At 40.2% G+C, this 19,516-nt stretch carries 15 protein-coding genes and 4 pseudogenes; 3 read left to right on the top strand and 16 right to left on the bottom strand.

All coding sequences use genetic code 11. The features are described 5' to 3' along the window. The first annotated feature begins 112 nt into the window (after positions 1–112). Positions 113–1,652: pseudogene (locus tag I6G42_RS05360) on the top strand (IS1182 family transposase). Here the strand turns inward: I6G42_RS05360 and I6G42_RS05355 are convergent. Further along, positions 1,604–1,789 (bottom strand): annotated as a pseudogene (locus I6G42_RS05355) (AI-2E family transporter); the annotation flags it as partial. The pseudogenes I6G42_RS05360 and I6G42_RS05355 overlap by 49 nt on opposite strands. Before the next feature lie 140 nt (positions 1,790–1,929). Between I6G42_RS05355 and I6G42_RS05350 the strand changes: the two are divergent. Further along, on the top strand, positions 1,930–2,724 hold the full coding sequence (locus I6G42_RS05350) for an ABC transporter ATP-binding protein (protein ID WP_038804999.1): 795 nt from the start codon (positions 1,930–1,932) through the stop codon (positions 2,722–2,724). A gap of 50 nt (positions 2,725–2,774) precedes the next feature. After that, positions 2,775–2,983, top strand: a pseudogene (locus tag I6G42_RS05345) (beta-carotene 15,15'-monooxygenase); the annotation flags it as partial. Positions 2,984–3,273: 290 nt separating this feature from the next. Here I6G42_RS05345 and I6G42_RS05340 read toward each other — a convergent pair. From I6G42_RS05340 to I6G42_RS05270, 15 genes and pseudogenes are all read right to left on the bottom strand, one after another. Continuing rightward, positions 3,274–4,050, bottom strand: coding sequence for an ABC transporter permease (locus I6G42_RS05340; protein WP_038805634.1), 777 nt, complete (start codon positions 4,048–4,050; stop codon positions 3,274–3,276). Continuing rightward, positions 4,046–4,990, bottom strand: coding sequence for an ABC transporter ATP-binding protein (locus I6G42_RS05335; RefSeq protein ID WP_038804998.1), 945 nt, complete (start codon positions 4,988–4,990; stop codon positions 4,046–4,048). Before I6G42_RS05335 ends, I6G42_RS05340 begins: the two co-directional genes overlap by 5 nt. Next, a complete protein-coding gene (locus I6G42_RS05330; RefSeq protein WP_038804997.1) occupies positions 4,990–5,586 on the bottom strand; it encodes a TetR/AcrR family transcriptional regulator in 597 nt (198 codons plus the stop codon). Before I6G42_RS05330 ends, I6G42_RS05335 begins: the two co-directional genes overlap by 1 nt. 239 nt (positions 5,587–5,825) lie before the next feature. Beyond that, positions 5,826–5,936, bottom strand: a pseudogene (locus tag I6G42_RS05325) (SAM-dependent methyltransferase); the annotation flags it as partial. Positions 5,937–6,218: 282 nt separating this feature from the next. Further along, the gene (locus I6G42_RS05320; RefSeq protein ID WP_000371291.1) at positions 6,219–6,476 is read right to left on the bottom strand and encodes a DUF896 family protein; all 258 of its coding nucleotides are present in this window, start codon (positions 6,474–6,476) and stop codon (positions 6,219–6,221) included. Positions 6,477–6,524: 48 nt separating this feature from the next. Next, a complete protein-coding gene (gene glyS / locus I6G42_RS05315; protein ID WP_038804996.1) occupies positions 6,525–8,561 on the bottom strand; it encodes a glycine--tRNA ligase subunit beta in 2,037 nt (678 codons plus the stop codon). A 211-nt stretch (positions 8,562–8,772) separates the two neighbouring features. Further along, entirely contained in the window at positions 8,773–9,690 is a 918-nt protein-coding gene (glyQ, locus tag I6G42_RS05310; protein ID WP_000038733.1) for a glycine--tRNA ligase subunit alpha, read from the bottom strand. A gap of 558 nt (positions 9,691–10,248) precedes the next feature. Then, positions 10,249–10,620, bottom strand: coding sequence for a GFA family protein (locus tag I6G42_RS05305; RefSeq protein ID WP_038804995.1), 372 nt, complete (start codon positions 10,618–10,620; stop codon positions 10,249–10,251). A 269-nt stretch (positions 10,621–10,889) separates the two neighbouring features. Then, positions 10,890–11,732, bottom strand: a complete 843-nt coding sequence (locus I6G42_RS05300; protein ID WP_038804994.1) for an aldo/keto reductase — start codon at positions 11,730–11,732, stop codon at positions 10,890–10,892. An 80-nt stretch (positions 11,733–11,812) separates the two neighbouring features. Then, entirely contained in the window at positions 11,813–13,204 is a 1,392-nt protein-coding gene (gene pgdA, locus I6G42_RS05295; RefSeq protein ID WP_050562296.1) for a peptidoglycan-N-acetylglucosamine deacetylase PgdA, read from the bottom strand. Between the two features lie 105 nt (positions 13,205–13,309). Next, on the bottom strand, positions 13,310–15,037 hold the full coding sequence (ezrA, locus tag I6G42_RS05290) for a septation ring formation regulator EzrA (RefSeq protein ID WP_038804993.1): 1,728 nt from the start codon (positions 15,035–15,037) through the stop codon (positions 13,310–13,312). A gap of 80 nt (positions 15,038–15,117) precedes the next feature. After that, positions 15,118–17,064: a DNA topoisomerase (ATP-hydrolyzing) subunit B gene (gene gyrB, locus I6G42_RS05285; protein ID WP_038804992.1), complete on the bottom strand. Its 1,947-nt coding sequence runs from the start codon at positions 17,062–17,064 to the stop codon at positions 15,118–15,120. A 14-nt stretch (positions 17,065–17,078) separates the two neighbouring features. Further along, positions 17,079–17,642 (bottom strand): HAD-IA family hydrolase, encoded by a 564-nt coding sequence (locus tag I6G42_RS05280; protein WP_038805632.1) that lies wholly within the window; start codon positions 17,640–17,642, stop codon positions 17,079–17,081. Between the two features lie 83 nt (positions 17,643–17,725). Continuing rightward, positions 17,726–18,280 carry a DJ-1 family glyoxalase III gene (locus I6G42_RS05275; protein ID WP_001140922.1) on the bottom strand — a complete coding sequence of 185 codons (555 nt, stop codon included), beginning with the start codon at positions 18,278–18,280 and terminating at the stop codon, positions 17,726–17,728. A gap of 10 nt (positions 18,281–18,290) precedes the next feature. Further along, a complete protein-coding gene (locus tag I6G42_RS05270) occupies positions 18,291–19,514 on the bottom strand; it encodes an FtsW/RodA/SpoVE family cell cycle protein (protein ID WP_038804990.1) in 1,224 nt (407 codons plus the stop codon). Positions 19,515–19,516: the final 2 nt, after the last annotated feature.

The raw sequence follows: 19,516 nt of genomic DNA, 5'->3' as shown, positions 1-19,516 counted from the left end.
CCATTTGGCTCCTTTCAGATTGAAGACAAAGTCCTTAGAAGACACTTTTCTAAGGGCTTTTCTTTTTGTAAAGTTGTATCATAGAGGTAAGAAAAGTTGTGAGGTGCTAACTATGTTTCACAAAGAAAAACCAGATTATCATCTCTGCCAATATGGCTTCTATACGATAGACGAATTGGTCCCAAGAGATCACTTTCTTCGCCAAGTGGAATCAGAGGTTGATTTTGACTTTATCTATGACTTAGTTGAGGATACCTATAGTCCAGATAATGGTCGTCCTAGTCTCGATCCCGTCATGTTAGTCAAAATTCCTTTGATTCAATGCTTTTATGGCATTCGCTCCATGCGCCAAACCATTAAAAACATTGAAGTAAACGTAGCCTATCGTTGGTTTCTTGGACTAAGCTTGGATGACAAGGTGCCTCATTTTACCATATATGGAAAGAATTACAGTCGTCGCTTTCAAGATAAAGAACTGATTACCGAGATATTTTTACAAGTACTCCATCAAGCTTTATTTGCTGGTTTAATGGATCCTTCGGAAATATTTGTGGATGGTACCCATATCAAAGCTACAGCTAACAGTCACAAGTATCATAAGGAAATGGTTGCCCAACAAGCTAAATTTATGAGTGAGCAATTGGAAGTTGAGATTGATGTAGATAGGAGAAAACACGAAAAAAAGTCCTTAAAGCCCGCAAAAGAAAGCGAGGCTAAGGAAAAGAAAATCTCAAGGACAGATCCTGAGAGTGGTTGGTTCCACAAGGGGGAACACAAGGAAGTATTTGCCTATTCTGCCCAAGTAGCGTGTGATAAGCATGGTTGGGCCTTGGCTTATAGTGTTGAAGCAGGAAATGTACACGACAGTCAGGCTTTCCCTGCCCTTTTTTCAAAGTTAGAAGCTTTCTCCCCACGCTACATTATTGCGGACTCAGGCTATAAGACCCCAGCTATTGCCCATTATTTATTACAGCGAAACATTATCCCTGTCTTCCCCTATACCCGCCCCAAGGGAGTAAGGGGGAACTTAAGACCCGGTGATTTTGTTTATGATGCCTTCTATGACTGTTACCTCTGTCCAGAGAACCAAGTATTAGCCTATCGCACGACGACCCGAGCAGGCTATCGTGAGTATAAGAGTGATCCAAAAGTATGTATCGCCTGTCCCCTATTATCCGTTTGTATACAGAGCCAGAATCAGCAGAAAGTCATCACAAGACATGTATGGAAAGACGACCTTGAATATTGTGAAGAGATTCGACACCAAAGAGGGATGAAGGAGCTTTATAAGAAGCGCAAAGAAATAATTGAGCGACTCTTTGGGACTGCCAAAGAATACCACAACCTCCGTTATACAAGAGGGAAAGGCAAGTCCAAGATGGAAGATAAGATTGGGCTTACTTTAGCGTGTTTGAATCTCAAAAAACTAGTAAAAATGAGGGTGGACAAGCCTTTTTATTTTGTTCAAATGACCATTATTCTATCAAAAGATGGAATTTTAGCCTGACAAACAGAAAAAGACAAACACCATTTGGAATGTTTGTCTTCAATCTAAGACGGAAGACCCTTCTTCCGTCTTATTTCTGGTATCGAGACTCTGGAATCAATCGATTCCAAGCTCTTCCTTCTTCTTCTGCTGGGTTTCCTTGTGATTATCATAGCGATCTACCAAGAACTTGGCGATTTCTTTGAGGATAAAATGAGTCGGGATTGCCACAATCATCCCCAGCATGCCATGGATATTGCTGGATAAGAGCAAGAGCACCCTGATGGTAATAGGATGGACCTCATCTAACACCAGATAAAGAAGATAATCATTAGCAAAAGGACCTACATCAGCTTACTTTTATAAAACATCTGCCTCCTCCTATCGGTTATTTTTTCCTAAATTTTGTTATAATAAAGGAGATTTAACGAAAGAGAGTAAAAATGGAAAAGATTATCAAACTAGAAAATGTAAGCTTGGCTAAACAAGGCCGAACCATCTTAAAGGATCTCAACTGGCAGGTGAAAAAGGGGGAGCATTGGGCCATTCTCGGTCTCAACGGTTCAGGAAAGTCTACTCTCCTGCGCTTACTCATGGCTGAACATTGGAAGACCCAGGGCAAGGTGACAGTTCTCGGTACGGAATTTGGTGCTGGAGACATTCCTCAGCTGCGAACTAAGATTGGAGTAGTTGGCTCCTTCATTGCTGAGCGCCTGCCCAGCCATCTCTCTGCTGAAGAAATCGTCCTGACAGGAAAGTATAAAAGCAGTATTCTCTATGCTCCTTACGGGCAAGCAGAGCTGGATCAAGCTAGGGAAATGCTGGTCTCCCTTGGCGGACAAGATTTGATTGGCCGGAGCTACATCAGTCTGTCTCAAGGGGAAAAGCAGCTCTTGCTGATTGCGCGCAGTCTCATGGAAAAGCCAGAACTGCTTATCTTAGATGAAGCGACCAGCGGTCTGGATCTCTTTGCTCGCGAGCGCCTGCTGGATCAGATTGGTAAGATTACACAGACGGAGAAAGCTCCAACTATCCTCTATGTCACCCACCATGTTGAGGAAATCACTTCTGCTATGGATCATGTCCTACTCCTAAAAGAAGCTGAAATTATTGCCCAAGGTCCTAAAGGAGACATACTTCAAAAAGAGGTCATGGATCGCTTCTATCCTCAGCCAGTCGAGCTGATTGAGCTGGGAGAAGACCGTTATTTCATCAAGATGGAGAACAGGTCCTCATGAAGCAATTTTCTAACACTATCTTCAACCTGGGCTAGTTTCTGATTCTGACCATGACTGCGATTGTCTTGCCTTTCCTATCTGGACAGAGTCTGCTGTCCCACACTTACATCCCTTTGAGGATTGCTGAAGGGGTCCAATTCGTCAGTAATCCTTGGTATTTCTATCCTATCCTATCCTCTTGCTCTTTCTCCTCAGCCTCTTTTTAATCCGGCCCCTGCTAGAAAAAGTTCAGACCAAGCATCTTTTTTGGATTTTGTCCTTCACTTGACTGATGCCCGTAACGAGATTTTACCTTGTTCTAAAACTACCATCTGAGAACGGTTTGACACTTAACTTATCAAAGACAAGGTCATTTTTTCCCAATCGCCTATATATTTAGAAACTATCTTTTCATTTAGGCCAACGGGACTTATATGATACCCTCTCGTCCAAAACTTTCGATTGTCATAATGTACCTCCTCTTATTTTTCAATCTGAACAGGAGGAGGGATTTTGAATGGAAATGAATAAGACTTAGTTTTGTGTTATTAGCTTTTTCATCACTTCATTTTAATCATAATCAGCATACCTCCACCAAGCTATTGTTGCGATAAGACCTAGAATGCTTACCCCAAACAAACTGACAATGCTCCCAAAATTCAATAGTGCTATTCCTGCAATACCACTTGCGAGTGCAGGAATAGCCCATGGGATGTATTTCCCAAAGTTAAGAGCAGAACCAAGTTGAGAAAAAATAATTGTAAAAATAATAAATGCCAATGGTGACAGATATCCCCTGCCTAAACAAGCAAAAAAAGCTACTGGAGTAGAGAGTATGATCGTAAGAGTAGTACAATAACCAAAAGTAAGTATACCTTTGAAAATCACCGTTAAGCTCCCACCCTCAAGCCCAATCAGATTGCCAGCTAATAATCCTAATAAAAGTGCAAAAATTGATAGAATATAGCTCCATAGAGCGATAACGATAAACTTGGATAATACGATTGTATCTCTTTTCATCGGGAGCGCTAATAGGTCTATCATCGTTTTATCAGAATATTCTCTACCAAAAACCCAAGATGCTGTAAATCCAAAAATGAGCAATCCCCCAACAGAAATGACTTGTGATACGGTCATTAAGTACGACGACCAGTCTGTTATCCTCATCATTTCCATTTTTGCAGAAATCAATCCAAGATTTTTGAAATTCTCTGGATATTTCATCATAGTTGCAAACAACCCAACAATAAAAGGAACTAAACAGATAGAACAAGCAGTTACGATGGAAAGTTTTGATTTTATTAACTTTTTCCATTCAATTAAAATACAGGAACTAAGCTTTTTAATTCGAAACACCTCCATTATAGTCATTCAGTATTCTTAAGAAATAATGCTCTAAATCTTCTTTCTCAACAGTCAGTGATTTAGGTGGATAACCTGCATTAACTAGCAATGTAGCAATTTTTTCCGGATATTCCACAGCTTTTGTATCAGTTAATTCTAAGAAATCGATATTATTTTCTGTGTCTGATTGAATGTTTACATGATAGCCCTGGTTAGATAATACTTCTTTCATGGCCTTATTATTAGAGCCACTTACTAGTAACTTCTTTTCTAAGTACTGCTCTAATTCATTGCTTTCAACTTCTCTTATAAGTCTGCCCTCATGTACAATAACTATCCTAGTAGCAATTTTAGATATTTCTTCCAGATTATGACTTGAAATAAGAACAGTTGTGCCTAGATTATTCGCCAATTCCTTTAATAGTTCTCTCACTTCAATAACTCCAAAAGGATCTAATCCATTTGTTGGCTCATCAAGAATTAGAATTTTAGGTTTATGAATAATCGCTTTTGCAATTCCTAAACGCGCAACATTTCCTAAAGAAAGATGCTTCTCCTGTTTATGTTCATATTGCTTTAGTTTTAATTTCTCAATTACCCAGTCAATATTATCTTTATTAATCCCTCTTAATTTACTAACTATTTCTAAATTTTCTCTCACAGTTAAGTCTGGATAAGAATAAGGCGTCTCAATAATATAACCTATTTCGTTTCGAAGTTCTAAATTACTTAGATCTAACTTTCTTCCTTGGATATAACATTCTCCTGATGTAGATTTTATCAATCCTAGCATCATTCTCATCGTCGTTGTTTTCCCTGCACCATTTAGTCCTAAAAAACCTACTATTTCACCAGGTTTTATTGAAAGATTCAAGTTGTCGACAACATTTTTTGTTCCATATCTTTTAGAAAGCTTTGCGGTTCTAATTGCTTCTTTCACCATTACCTATCCTCCTTAGTAATTTGCTCAACAATTCCTTGTATAACGAACTTCAATGCGATATCAAATTGTTCTTCACCGATTTCCTCGATGTGTAATATAGTCATAGCAATCGTTCTAAATAAAGCAGAGACGATTTCTACCGATACATTTTCTTTAATGTTGATTCGAGACACAATTTTTTTAACCATCCTATCGTCTATCAGATGATGATTTGTTATCGCCTCTTTCGGCAATTTTCTTATGAGTAATTCCATTTCATTATTTTTAAATATGGTATACATAAATGAATAGCGAAAACCTTGATAAAAATCATAAAGTAACTCTACCAGACGACTTGTATCTATCTTGGCTTCCATATCTAATTGTTCTGTCAGGCGATTCATAACATCTATTTGATATTCTTCTAAGACCGCAAAAAATAACATTTCTTTTGAGGAATAAAAATTATAAAAAGAACCTTTGGAAATATCTACCATTGCTGCCATCTGGTCAACTGTGGTTTTCTTAACCCCATATCTTTGAAGGCATTCCTTTGCAACTTTATGTAATTTCTTTCTAATTACTTCTTTTTCTTCAGTAGTAAAAGCAGTAGCCATAACTTCCTCCTAAAAACTCTGTGACGTTTTTTTATTTTATAGTCATAGAATATCATATAAATTGAAAAATGTCAAAAGTCTTATATCTTCTATGTAAGAAAATATAAAATTTTAAATTTACACACACCTCAATTCTCTTCATTTAGAGCTAATTATTCGATTTTCACGATTTAAAAAATAAGGATACAGTACTGAAAGCTCCTATTATCTGGCTTTTCTCTCTGTATCCTTATTGTATCTCAAGTTCCTTCTCTCAATTTCTCAATCATGACCAAGAAAGATGGATTGTTAATCTGATTGATGGTCTTGTAGAGGGCAACAGTGAAGTCCCGCTGAGGCAGGTAACTAAGATTAGCTGAACATTGTTCAAGCAAGCTTCTGCCAAACCGCTGGCGGTTTACTACTTCGTTTAAAACAAAGAGTCTGAGACAAAAAGATTTTGATTTTAGGAATTCCTTATTATAAATTTTTAAAATCGATAGATTAGAGCAAAAAAGCGAACAAGACAGAATTCTGAGTGTCAGATAACTCGTTTTGTTCGCTTTTTATATTGTAGGTTAGACTTTTGTCCCAGACTCTTTTTTATTGCAAAAGAAAAGGGGAATGTAAATCATCTACAAACCCCTTTCATTTTATGAGTTGGGATCATCTAAACTACGCCCATGCAAACCTTTTTCACGTTGTACCTGACGTAGTTTTTCTGGTGTGACGTCATTTCCTTCCTCGTCCACAATTTTGATTCCTTCAATATGGTGGCGAACAGAACGACGATAGCCTTCGATGTACTCCTCACGAAGTTTAGCTTGTTCCACTTTTTCAGCAGAAGTTAAGCCTTCTGTTTTTTTCTTTTTGGCAAGCTCGTTAATACGAGCGATTTTTTTCGGATCCATTTCTTCTCCTTTGTGATAAGGTTTAATCCGTTTAACAGATTTTATTTTTTATTTGGTATTAATTTGATTGAAACGTGCAAGTTTAGCGGCTTTCTTGGTTAATTGCGACAAGATAGCCAAGCGATTTTGACGGACATCCTGATCTTCAGCCATTACCATGGTATTTTCAAAGAAAGCATCAATAATTGGGCTAAGTGCAAAGAGTTGTTCTAATTGCTGACCTGCAGTACCTGACAAAACGAGTGATTCCACTGCTTCTGCCAAGGCTTTCTCTTCTTCATTCTCAAAGAGGGCAGGATCAACAGTATCAGTTCCTTCGGCTTTTTCAGCCAAATTGAAAGCACGTGAGAGGGATTCGACAGACGGTTTGAAATCTTCTTGCTTGCTTGCTTCTACGAGAGCACTTGCTGCTTCTAGCATATCTGCCACAACAAAGTTCAAACTTGCAAGGACCGCTTCCTTAATGTCTTTTGGAGTTGAACCCATCATCTTATCAACACGAGCCTTGATAAAGTCCATGACCTCTGCTTTATTTTCATAAGTTAAGCTGTCGAATTTTAGATCATAAAGGCTATCGATCAGCTCATCCATAGCAATATGCCAACCAAAGGCATCCAAGATACGAACCACACCTTGCGTCGCACGACGAAGGGCATAAGGATCATTAGAACCTGATGGGATCAAGCCTACTGAGAAGAAACTCAAAATCGTATCCAATTTGTCTGCAATGGCTAGAATGGCTCCAACCTTGCTCTCTGGAAGTTCTCCTTCGGCTGATGTAGGCATATAGTGTTCACGAATAGCAGCCGCAACTGCTGGAGTTTCACCAGCAAGAAGGGCATATTTCTCACCCATAATACCTTGGAGTTCATCAAACTCACCGACCATACCCGTCAACAAGTCAAATTTGTAAATAGCTGCTGCACGCGCTAGGTCAACTGTTTCATCCACTGACAAACCAGCTTTTTCTGCCAAGAGAATGGCAATCTGCCCCGTACGAATCATGTGTTCACGAAGAGAACCAATCTTTTCGTGGAAGGTCACATGGTTCAATTTTTCAACAAGATCTGAAATGACCAATTTTTGGTCTTCACGCCAGAAGAATTCTCCGTCTTCCAAGCGGGCAACTAGGACTTTTTCATTCCCCTTGATGACATTTTCCAAATGCTCTGCATTTCCGTTACGGACTGAAATGAAGTTTGGCAAGAGTTTACCATCTTGATCACGGACAACAAAGTAACGTTGGTGTTCCTTCATCGAAGTCACCAAAACTTCTTCTGGAACTTCAAGGTATTTGGCATCAAAACTTCCCATAAAGGCAGTTGGGTATTCAACCAAGTTCAAGACTTCATTCAACAAGTCAGCATCAATTTCGATGCGTACGCCTTGTTCAGCTTCGATTGCTTTGATTTGATCAACAATCATTTGCTCACGTTCACGAGGATCCGCAATTACAAATTGTTTACGAAGGTCTTCTTCATAGCTCAATGCTGACTGAATCTTAGTTTCTTGTCCCAAGAAACGATGGCCGCGACTCACACGACCGCCCTTGATATCAAGGAAATCCAAATCAAACTCTTGCTCGTCCAAGAGAACTGTCAAAGTGTGTACAGGGCGGATATATTCAAAAGTGTTGTTAGCCCAGTGCATGCTGACAGGGAAAGTTAGTGACTTCAAGACGTCTACTACACCTGGAACAATGGATTCAACCGGTTGGCCCACTTCTTCCTTAGTAACATAGACATATTCTTCACCCTTGATTTCACGGAATTCAATATCTTCAACTGTCAAGCCTTTTCCACGGACAAATCCTTGAGCTGCTTTAGTGAAGTTTCCATCACTATCCAAGGCAATTTTCTTTGCTGGTCCCTTGAAATCTTCTGTTAAATCAGACTGTTTGTCTGCAAGACCAGTCACACGAACAGCCAAACGACGTGGTGTTGAGAAGGTTTGAATGGCTTCAAAAGACAGGCGGTTTTCCTTGAGGAAGGCTGCCATTTTTTCACCTAGTTGTTTTTCACTAGGAGTTACTACGTAGGCTGGTAACTCTTCAAGACCGAGTTCTACTAATAAGTTTTTTGTCATGTTTTTTCTCCGAAAAGTATCTTTTTATTTTCCAGTTTGCCTTATGTGATTGGCACGTAAGCAACCAACTTCGTTGTTTCATTGCTAAAATTGGAGCCGAAAGTCTCCAATTTTGCCTAGTATCCTTAGCTTCACTAAGGATACCTTCATCACTACGGCAACTGGCTCAAGGCTCACTCTGTTCGCCCATTTTCGTAATTTGTCACTCTCTTTATTCTGCGTCTTCTGCTAAGAGTTTAGCTCGTGTTGCTTCATCCAAAAGTGGGTAGCCTAGGCGTTTGCGTTCTGCGACAAAGGTTTTGGCTACGACACGGGCCAGGTTACGGATACGAGCGATATAGCCTGCGCGCTCCGTTACGGATACGGCACCACGCGCGTCAAGCAGATTAAAGGTGTGTGAACATTTGAGAACATAGTCATAGGCAGGGTGAACCAGACCTTCTTCCAAGGCACGACCAGCTTCTTTTTCAAACTTATCAAAGTTTTCCAGCAACATCTCTTGATCCGAAATTTCAAACGAATATTTTGAATGCTCGTACTCAGGCTGGATAAAAATTTCTCCGTATTTTACACCATCAGCCCACTCGATATCATAGACAGAATCAACTTCTTGAATGTAAGAAGCCAAGCGTTCTAAACCATAGGTAACTTCCGCAGTCACAGGGCCAGTTGCCAATCCCCCTACTTGTTGGAAATAAGTGAACTGAGTGATTTCCATCCCATCAAGCCAAACTTCCCATCCAAGACCAGCTGAACCAGTAGATGGATTTTCCCAGTTATCTTCAACGAAGCGGATATCATGTTCCAATGGATTGATACCTAATTTTTCCAAAGACTCAAGGTAAAGTTCCTGGATATTTGATGGAGATGGCTTCATGACCACTTGGAATTGGTGGTGTTGGTAGAGACGGTTAGGGTTTTCCCCGTAACGACCGTCAGCAGGACGACGTGATGGCTCTACATACGCTGCATTCCATGGCTCAGGACCGATAGCACGAAGGAAGGTGTAAGGACTCATCGTTCCCGCACCTTTTTCATTATCATAAGCCTGCATAAGCATACAACCTTGGTCATTCCAAAATTGTTGCAAAGTCAAAATAATTTCTTGAAATGTTAATTTCTTAGACATTGAATACTCCTTAATAAAAAATGTTTTCTTGCGACACGAGTTTGCCTCGTCGATTATACGAGGCAAGACGAGTTAGTACTGCGTCTAGCTCAGCACCCTAGTGCTGAGCGTGGGGCAGTCCGACTGTAAGGAGGTCTATGCTACTGACGCAGTGGAAAGTCAATTTTTTAGACATTATTTACTCCTTTTTTTATAAATTACTTGCGACACTAGTCTGCCTCGTCGATCATACGAGGCAAGACGAGTTAGTACTGCGTCTAGTTCAGGCACTCTAGTGCTGAGCGTGGGGCAGCCCGACTATAAGGAGGTCTCTGCCACTGACGCAGTGAAATGTTAATTTCTTAGACATTGAATACTCCTTAATAAAAAATGATTTCTTGCGAACGAGTCTGCCTCGTCGATTATACGAGGCAAGACGAGTTAGTACTGCGTCTAGCTCAGCACCCTAGTGCTGAACGTGGGGCAGCCCGACTGTAAGGAGGTCTCTGCCACTGACGCAGTGAAATGTTAATTTCTTAGACATTGAATACTCCTTTAGTTTATATTATCTTTTTAAATTTATTTATCAAGCAACCAAGAAAAAGCTGGATCCTGAAAAATATGACGTTTAGGAACAGTTTGTAAATTCTGATTGCATTCATCTACTGTACCCAATTTCAAAGCACAAACTTCTGTTACATCTTCTTGAATAGTGAAAATTTGACTGTGACAGTTCTGGCAGTAATAGCGTTGTTTCCCTGGAGATGAACTATAAGTAACTAAACTCTTTTCTCCATACAATACTAAATTTTTGCTGCTAACTTTGGCATTCACTGTATAAGCAGATGCAGTTGCTTTCCGACAGAATGAGCAATGACAAAAAACTAATTCCGACAATTCCTCATCTAAAGTGTAGGTCACTGCTTTGCATAAACAAGATCCTTTAAGCATTATGCTCCTTTCTACTTAGGTATTAGATCAAATTCAAAAAGAACCGAATTTCAACACCCAAGTCTTGCGACTAGGGGCGTCAGAAACGCGGTTCCACCCTAATTTATTACTTCATTGTTTTTTTAAATACGACAGAAAGCGCCAGTTTCTTACCTTGTCCTACTTGGCTCCCACTATCCCAAGCTCGCTTGAAGAACGCCATAAAACTTTCTTTCTTGTTGATTATTATATCAGAAAGAGAGAAAATTTACAATTCTTTTTCTTACTTTCTAAAAATCCATCTCATCCACACGAGGTGCGCCAGAAATCACTGAGATAGTCTTTAAGATCTCTCGCTCTCCTTTACTGAGTTCAATCCCAAAACAGTCAAGATTGCTCTGGATGCGAGAAGACGTTACTGACTTAGGTAGAGGTAAGAAGCCTTCTGATAAACTCCAAGCCAAGGCGATTTGAGCTACTGACTTCCCATGCTTTGCAGCAATTTCTTGGACTTCCTTCTGTTCAAACAACTCCCCTTGCCCAAAAGGTCCCCAAGCCTCTAGGAGAATTCCTTTCTCTTTACAGTATGCAACTACTTCCTCTTGATAAACACCTGGCGCTAAGCGCACCTGATTAACCGCTGGAATGACTCTTGCTGTCTCAAGCAAAGCATCCAGATGATGAGGGAGAAAATTACTAACTCCGATAGCACGAATCTTGCCTTCTTTGTAAAGTTCCTCCATCGCTCTCCAGACTTCAGCATTGCGAGTTTTCCATTCGTCATTTTCTCTTAGTGGTTTTGGATTTGGCCAATGGATAAGGTACAAGTCTAGATAATCCAATCCCAGTTTTTCCATTGATTCCTCAAAAGCTTGGCGAGCTTCTTCATAGCTGTGATTGGTATTCCAAAGTTTGGTCGTTACAAAGATTTCTTGACGTGGAATACCGCTATCTCGTATAGCACGGCCAACGCTCTCCTCATTTCGATAGATGGTCGCAGTATCGATATGACGATAACCAGCCTTTAAGGCTTCTAAAACAGCTTGGTAGGCCACCTCTCCACTTTCAGCTTTCCATGTTCCAAATCCTAGTACAGGAATTGAAATTCCATTATTAAGGGTGTAAGACTTCATCGTTTTTCCTTTCTATGTGAAGAAAATCTAAAGAAACAAAGTCCTGATTATCAGCACATTTGCTCCTTTAGATTTTAAAATCATTGATCACGGTCGTAATACATTTCGTGAGCTTTCAAGCGAGAATTAAGCATTTCCGGAATCGTTACAAACGTATAACCTTGCTCTTTTAGATATTCTATAATCTTTGGAAGAGCATTAACTGTAGCGCCATGAATATCATGCATAAGAACAATCGATCCATTACGAACTTGATGCTGAATCTCTGTTAAAATAGCAGATTCATTCTTGCTCTTCCAGTCCAAACTATCTACATTCCACATGATAAAACTCAAATCCAGACTATTACGAATATCATCTGTAATCGCTCCGTAAGGAGGTCGCATAAGTTTAGAACTCGAACCTAAAACCTTTGTCAAGGAATCTTCCGTATCCGTGATTTGTTTTTTAGCATCTTCCAGAGACAATTTGGAAAGAACGGGATGATCCCAGCTATGGTTTCCTACAACATGGCCTTCCGATTTCATTCGTTTCAGAAGTTCTTCATTACCCGCGATGTTTTTACCAAGTACAAAAAAGGTTGCCTTTACACCATACTTAGCCAAGGTATCCAAAGCCTGAGTAGTTGTAGATGGATTTGGACCATCATCAAAAGTCAAGGCTACAACTTTTTTATTTTTCTGAGCAAAGTAAGCTTGGTAAAGTTCAGCATCTTTCTCAAGCAAATAGGATGACTCAATAACATCAAAGAAACTGGATATTGGTAAAGCAATTTCCTCCAGAGCCTCTCTTGAGTTCGCTGGATAAAGAATGAGTTGGCTATCTTTATAATCAAAGCTCCATGACGACAAATCTTGGTCTGTAAAGTTTTTTAGGACCTGATCAATTTTTGTCTGGTTAAGTTTCTTATCTTCTAGGGTTGCTTTGATTTGACTCAGCAAGAGTTCCTTAGCCTTGGTCGCATCTTTGAAAAATTGACTAAGAGTAAAAGTTTTACCGTCTTCTGTCAAGAAAATTTTTCCTAAAGAAGTCTTTTCTTTTTCTTCAACCTTTGCTGCAGACAAATCGTAAACTTGCTTACTAATATTACGAGCCACAACTCCCTTTAGGACGGGATCCAACTGCTCCGTATAATAAAAAACCAAATCTTCTTTATCTTCCAGCTTTTCCTTAATATCCTGGTTGATCTTTTCTCTAACAGGCGCAATGACTTCCTCTCCTTGAAGAGGGTAGTAGACAATCACTTCAGCTTGACCTTTTCGGAAATGGTCTCTCTGACTGCCTACGTTGAATTGTTGATCTTTTTCATTTTTTAAGGTTTCAATTTTCTGTTCATAGGACTGTTTCTGCAAAATCTTGTAACCAATCACGCCACCTAGGCAGAGCATAGCAAGACTTAAAATACCTACTAAAACCAGTAATACATTTCTCTTTTTATCGTGGGAAACACGCTTCTCTCTATTTTTCTTCATACCTCCATCATATCAAATCAGAACTATAATTTCAATGATAAATCGATATTCTTCTATTTTTGAAAGAAATAATAAAAAGCCTAGATGATCTAAGCTTTTCAGGTATTAGAAGCGAATCGCTTCACGTGTTTTTTCATAAGAAGAAACAAAGCGATTTGTGACTCCTGGTTCTGCAACTTCCAAGGCCTGAGAAATCTTCTCAAATGATGCCTTGTAGTCAAATTCTTTTTCAAAAATTTCAAGTGCTTCATTGAAAGCTTGCTGGATACGCTCATCAAATGAACGGTAACGGTTTGAATACTGCAAGAGTTGCTCCGTCAAAGTCGCGTATTGAACAATATTGTAGGTTTCTGTTTCAAGAGCCTCCATGTCATGAGTCGTAATTTCAAGAATTCGTTTAACTGATTCAATATTAACTTGTGCTTGTTCTAACTCTGCCATCAGATCTTCTGTGTTATGGCTTGCAGTGAAGAAAAGTTTCAAGAAACTTTGAGGAATACCCGGCAAGTTTCTCTTCTCCATGTAACGTTTGATAGTATGCAAACGGTTCACATAGACATTTGCTTTTTGACGAGCATTGATGTCGTCTTTTTCGATTTGAGCTAGGCGTTCACTAACAGAAACTTGTTCGTCTTCAATGTCTTTTAGATTACTTTGAAGTGAACTAAACTGCTCCTCTAAAACAGAGTAGGCTTGAGTAGGTTCTGTCTGATCTTCAGTTGCCTCTGTGATCGCTGTATCAAGCCCTGACAATTCAGCTTGAAGACGGCGGACATGGTTCCCATCACTTTCTGGGAGAAGATAGGTTTTATTCAAGCGTTCAAGATCTTGTACCAAAACCTGATTATTTTCTTTCAAGTGATTGAGGTAGGTTGGAAGCGTTGAAAGGAGACTTTCAACGACTTTTTGGGCAGCTATTTCACGCGTGAAGATATCGTAGAGCGCATTAATCTCTTCTTGGATTTGTGTATTTTCATACTCTGCATTATCCAATTCCAACTGGCGGATGTTTTCTTGATTATTTTTCAAGGATTCATGTAAAAGTTGGAAGCGTGACTCGATGTCCGTTTCAGTGAAGTGATAATTAGCATCCAAGAGTTTACGGTAGCCTTCCTCCAAATCTTCCAATTGTTCTGGAAGTTCTGTTGACAAAGTCTTCACGAGAGATGGAACACGATCAACGATATGTGTCAAAGCGAGAATATGATTTTCAGTTGAATCAAGAATTGCTGCAGCTTCAACTGGGTCACCTGAAGAGTTCAAGGTTACAAATTGAGAAAACTCTGACTGGATATTTTCCAATTGTTTCTCAATTTCAGGAAGGGCTTTACCATACTGTTCCGAATTTTCTGCTACGGTATGTTGCAGATTTTCAAATAAGTCCAAAGCATGCAGAACACGTCCGCTATTCTTAGACTCTTGTTTTTCAAGCTCTGAAAGCGCATTGCGAATCGCCGCAATGTCTTCTTCAATTAAATCAATTTGACTTTCGATTTGATCGATTTGGTGAGTCGCTTTGAAAAAGCGAAAAGAATTATTGTAGCCTTCAGCCTCAAACAGGTTATTTTCAATATCAGCAAATGAGTTGAGCGATAAATCAACCCATTTTTGATTCCATTCACGGAAGGTTACCTGACTTTGACCAATCAAATGCATGTTTTTAACCGCTTCAACCTCATCATTTACAGGAAGGTTGTAGAGTTCTTCTTTTCTTTCTTCGAGGGCCGTCAATCTACTTACATTACGCTTACGTAGGAAGATTGCCGCTACATAAGCCAGAATCAAAATGACTGCAATCGCAACCATTAGATAAATTAGTTGTCCATTAGACATATCAAACTCCTTTTATACTAGAAACAATCGTATTGATTATATCATATTTTTTAGGTCATGGGAACTATTTCCCACATTTTTTAGACGTCAAGGGTACTGTAAACGGCATTTTCTTCGATAAATTCGCGACGAGGTTCTACTCGATCTCCCATCAACATATCAAAGATTTTATCTGCTTCGGCAGCATCATCTACCGAAACACGCGCCATCAAGCGATGTTCTGGATCCATGGTTGTTTCCCACAATTGGTGATCATCCATTTCTCCCAGACCTTTATAACGTTGGATGGTTGGTTTTAAACGCCCTTCACTATGACGTGCTAAGGCTTCTTGGAGTTTAATTTCTTGATCTGCACCTGGCTGGATGTATTCTTTAATCTCACTTCCGACTTTAACCCCATAAATCGGTGGCTGGGCAATATAAACATAACCAGCTTCTAGAATTGGTTTCATGTAGCGGTAAATCAAAGTTAGCAAGAGGGTCCGAATGTGGGCTCCATCGACATCGGCATCAGTCATCAAAACGAGTTTTTGGTAACGAGCCTTAGTGACATCAAATTCTGCACCAAATCCTGTCCCCATGGCTGTGAAGAGACTCCGAATTTCTTCGTTTGCAAGGATTTTATCCATGCTAGCTTTTTCAACGTTCAAGATCTTACCACGAATTGGAAGGATAGCTTGGAATTCACGGTTACGACCAGATTTAGCTGACCCACCAGCTGAGTCTCCCTCAACGATAAAGAGTTCTGTTTCCGCAGGGTTATTTGAAGAACAATCCGCTAGTTTTCCTGGGAGATTAGAAATTTCCAAGCCAGATTTCTTACGAGTGACTTCACGCGCACGCTTGGCAGCTACACGAGCCTTGGCAGCCAAAATCCCTTTTTCCACGATGCGCTTAGCAATCTGTGGATTTTCCATGAGAAAATCAGAAAAGGCATCGCTGAAGAGGCGATTGGTAATCTTAACAACTTCGCTATTTCCCAGTTTGGTCTTGGTTTGTCCTTCAAACTGAGGATTAGGGTGCTTGACTGAGATAACAGCAGTCAAACCTTCACGAACATCTTCCCCTGTCAGGTTGTCTTCATTGTCTTTTAGCAGTTTATTCTTGCGGGCATAATCGTTGATAACACGCGTCAGTGCTGTACGGAAACCTTGCTCATGCGTACCACCTTCATGGGTGTGAATGTTATTGGCGAAACTCATGACGTTTTCGTGGTAACCGGTTGTGTACTGCATGGCTACTTCAACTGTGATATCATCCATTTCACCATCTGTATAGATTGGTTTGTCAAAGATAACATCCTTATTTTCGTTGATATACTCAACGTAGCTAGCAATTCCACCTTCATAGTGATAATGCTTGGTTTGTTCGAGACCTTCACGCTTGTCTGTAATTGAAATTCGAAGTCCTCGGTTCAAAAAGGCTAATTCTTGAACACGTTTGTTTAATTTTTCAAAGTCAAAAGTCGTTGTTTCTGTAAAAATCTCTGGGTCTGGTGTGAAGTGAACTGTTGTTCCTGTTTTATCTGTATCTCCAACGACCTCAAGATCAGCAACAACATGACCACGACGGTATTCTTGGTAATGAATTTTGCCGTTTTTGTGAACGTGGACATCTAGTTGCGTTGAAAGAGCGTTTACTACTGATGAACCCACTCCGTGGAGACCACCTGATACCTTATACCCGCCACCGCCGAATTTTCCTCCAGCGTGAAGAACCGTAAAGACTGTCTCAACAGCAGGACGTCCCGTCTTTTCCTGAATGTCAACAGGAATTCCACGACCGTCATCCACAACGGTAATGGAATCATCTGGTTCGATAAAGACTTGGATATGACTGGCAAATCCAGCCAAGGCCTCGTCAATAGAATTATCAACAATTTCCCAGACTAGGTGGTGAAGCCCCTCTTTAGCGGTCGATCCGATATACATACCTGGACGCATACGAACGGCTTCCAGACCTTCTAAAACTTGAATTTGACTGGCATCATAATCCTGTGCCTGTTGGTTTTTGATTTCTTCTGTCATTTTTTTCCTTTTTCTTACATGTCTATTGATCGTCTCAATGTTGCAACATTGTCAAAAAGATAGGCATCTAAGCCTGCAGCTTTACCTGCTTCTACATCAATGTTTCTGTCTCCGATGACCAAACCAGATGTAATATGATATTTATCACGTAAATATATCATGGACTCAGGATCTGGTTTTCGTTTAAAACCTGAACTGGCAGTCACTACTTCGGTGAAGTAGTTGGCTATCTGGGTCTTGGCAAGAAGTTCCAGAACTTGGTCATTTCGATGAGAAACTAAGAAATGGCGTCCACCCTTATCAGAGATGTCTTTGAGTAACTCTGGAATTCCCTCAAACAAAACTGGGTGCTCTAGCTCACGCGCTTCATTTTCTTTGTAGTTCTCTAAAAAATCCTCGATATCTGGGGCAAACTTCTCAATGGCAAAAGCTGTCGAAACCTTCAAGGCTTCGTAAACACGGTCGTGTTCTTGCTCAATTCCATATTGGGCCAAGGTTTCTACAAAAGCTGCTGTAGAAGTCTCGTAATTATCCAATAGAGTGCCGCCTAAATCCCATATGTAGTCGTGATATTTCATACCCTTCATTATACCATTTTTTTATGAAAAAAGCGATGATTTCCTAGATTTTTCCAAGCAAAAACGAGTGTTTAACCCTCGTTTTACTGTTGATTTTCAAAGACATCCCGATAGAGCATGCCGACTCGTAAACTTTCAGCATCTCCTCCCAACTGCTCCACCAATTCATAGGCAAAGGCAAGGGCAGTTGACGGTCCTCGGCTAGTTGTTAGATTACCATCTACAACCACTGTTTGCTTTTGATAAGTTCCGTCAGTAATGTTCTCCTGAACACCGTCATAACAGGTGAAGCACTTGTCTTTCAAAACACCTGCTTGATGGAGGGCGATTGGAGCTGCACAGATGGCAGCAATTTTCTTTCCTGCTTGGCAAAACGCTTTAATCTGTGAAATGAGGGCTTGATTATCTCGTAGATTTGCCGATCCAGGCATGCCACCTGGAAGAACTACCAAGTCATAGTCTGACAAATCGCCATCAAAGATACGGTCGGCTTTTACCTGAATGCCATGTGATCCTGTCACCTGCTCTTCAAATCCTACCATATCACAGGAAATGTTTGCTCGACGCAAAACATCAACTACTGTCAAGGCTTCAATTTCTTCAAAGCCATTTGCTAAGATAACTGCAACTTTTGCCATAGTGGCCTCCTTATTTGATTTGTTTTAAGACGACTTTTTTTCGTTTGAATGGAACTTTTCCACTTTTCTCTTCTGCTAGATTGGTCTGGTAACTCATAGACAAGAGGAGACCGACACCGATGAGGTTACTGATAATTGCGGATCCCCCCTGAGAAATGAAAGGCAGAGGAATCCCTGTCAAAGGAAGTAAGCCTGTTACGGCACCGATATTTTCAAAGATATGGAAGAGCAACATCATGATAAAACCAGTCGAAATGTAGGTGTAGAACTGGTTATTTGACCTGAGCGTAATCTTCAACATTCGATAGATGAGAAGTAAGTACAGGGCAACGACAAAGACCGAACCAATAAAGCCAAAATCTTCAGCAATTACGGTGAAAATCATATCACTTTCACGTACTGGAATGAGGAGATTGGACACATTGAACCCTTGTCCAAACAAGCCACCACTTCCAATAGCAATTTGCCCCTGAGCCTGTTGGTAAGTCGTTGTTTGCGCAAAGTCAAAGGGATTGAGCCAAGCCAAGATACGGTTGATCTGGTAAGTTGGCATCCCAATCTGATGCAAGAAGGCACGTCCATCCTTGCTTATAAAGATGGCCATGAAGCCTGCAACTGCAGTCACTCCTGTCGCAAAAACAGGAATGATAATCTTCCACGAAACTCCTGAAAGAAGAACCATACCGGAAAAAATAGCTACGAAGACCAAGGCAGTACCCAAGTCACTTTGTAGGGCTAAGAGGAGCAAGACTGGGATTGTAAAGGCAATCATCCAACCAATCAATAGGAAATCCAAGGGAATAGTCCGTCGCCACTCCTTGTGCTTTTGAGTGAATTGTACAATGACTCGAGCCAATATCAAGATGTAGGAAATCTTCATGAACTCAGAAGGTTGAAAGAGCGTGGTTCCCCCGATTGATACCCAGTTCTTGGCACCTGTAGAAGCTACCAAACTCGGATTGTAAAAAACAAGAGGGAGAACCATCAAGGCCAAGCCTAAGCCATAAAGATAGGGAGTCACCTTCCATAAAAACTCGGTATTGAAGAACATGACGACAAACCCAATGACAAGCCCCAAGGCAATCCATGCGATTTGCTGTCCTAGAATTGGTAATACATTATTTGGATAGTCATGACTAACTGCTATATAAATGGCTACTACTCCAATCACCAGTAAACAAAACACTGGCAGAAGGAGACTATAGTCGACTCGAGAGTCAAAAGAACGTTTCATAT

It is taken from the genome of Streptococcus oralis (genome assembly GCF_016028255.1).
Lineage (GTDB): Bacteria > Bacillota > Bacilli > Lactobacillales > Streptococcaceae > Streptococcus > Streptococcus oralis_AC.
This window is presented reverse-complemented; position numbering and strand designations above follow the sequence as displayed.

Excerpts from the sequence above, each read along its gene's own strand:
- I6G42_RS05320 (WP_000371291.1), bottom strand. The coding sequence starts at position 6,476 with ATGGATCCGAAAAAAATCGCTCGTATTAACGAGCTTGCCAAAAAGAAA.
- glyQ (WP_000038733.1), bottom strand. The coding sequence starts at position 9,690 with ATGTCTAAGAAATTAACATTTCAAGAAATTATTTTGACTTTGCAACAA.
- I6G42_RS05275 (WP_001140922.1), bottom strand. The coding sequence starts at position 18,280 with ATGGCAAAAGTTGCAGTTATCTTAGCAAATGGCTTTGAAGAAATTGAA.
- pgdA (WP_050562296.1), bottom strand. The coding sequence starts at position 13,204 with ATGAAGAAAAATAGAGAGAAGCGTGTTTCCCACGATAAAAAGAGAAAT.
- I6G42_RS05330 (WP_038804997.1), bottom strand. The coding sequence starts at position 5,586 with ATGGCTACTGCTTTTACTACTGAAGAAAAAGAAGTAATTAGAAAGAAA.
- I6G42_RS05300 (WP_038804994.1), bottom strand. The coding sequence starts at position 11,732 with ATGAAGTCTTACACCCTTAATAATGGAATTTCAATTCCTGTACTAGGA.
- I6G42_RS05280 (WP_038805632.1), bottom strand. The coding sequence starts at position 17,642 with ATGAAATATCACGACTACATATGGGATTTAGGCGGCACTCTATTGGAT.
- I6G42_RS05350 (WP_038804999.1), top strand. The coding sequence starts at position 1,930 with ATGGAAAAGATTATCAAACTAGAAAATGTAAGCTTGGCTAAACAAGGC.
- I6G42_RS05335 (WP_038804998.1), bottom strand. The coding sequence starts at position 4,990 with ATGGTGAAAGAAGCAATTAGAACCGCAAAGCTTTCTAAAAGATATGGA.
- glyS (WP_038804996.1), bottom strand. The coding sequence starts at position 8,561 with ATGACAAAAAACTTATTAGTAGAACTCGGTCTTGAAGAGTTACCAGCC.
- ezrA (WP_038804993.1), bottom strand. The coding sequence starts at position 15,037 with ATGTCTAATGGACAACTAATTTATCTAATGGTTGCGATTGCAGTCATT.
- gyrB (WP_038804992.1), bottom strand. The coding sequence starts at position 17,064 with ATGACAGAAGAAATCAAAAACCAACAGGCACAGGATTATGATGCCAGT.
- I6G42_RS05270 (WP_038804990.1), bottom strand. The coding sequence starts at position 19,514 with ATGAAACGTTCTTTTGACTCTCGAGTCGACTATAGTCTCCTTCTGCCA.
- I6G42_RS05305 (WP_038804995.1), bottom strand. The coding sequence starts at position 10,620 with ATGCTTAAAGGATCTTGTTTATGCAAAGCAGTGACCTACACTTTAGAT.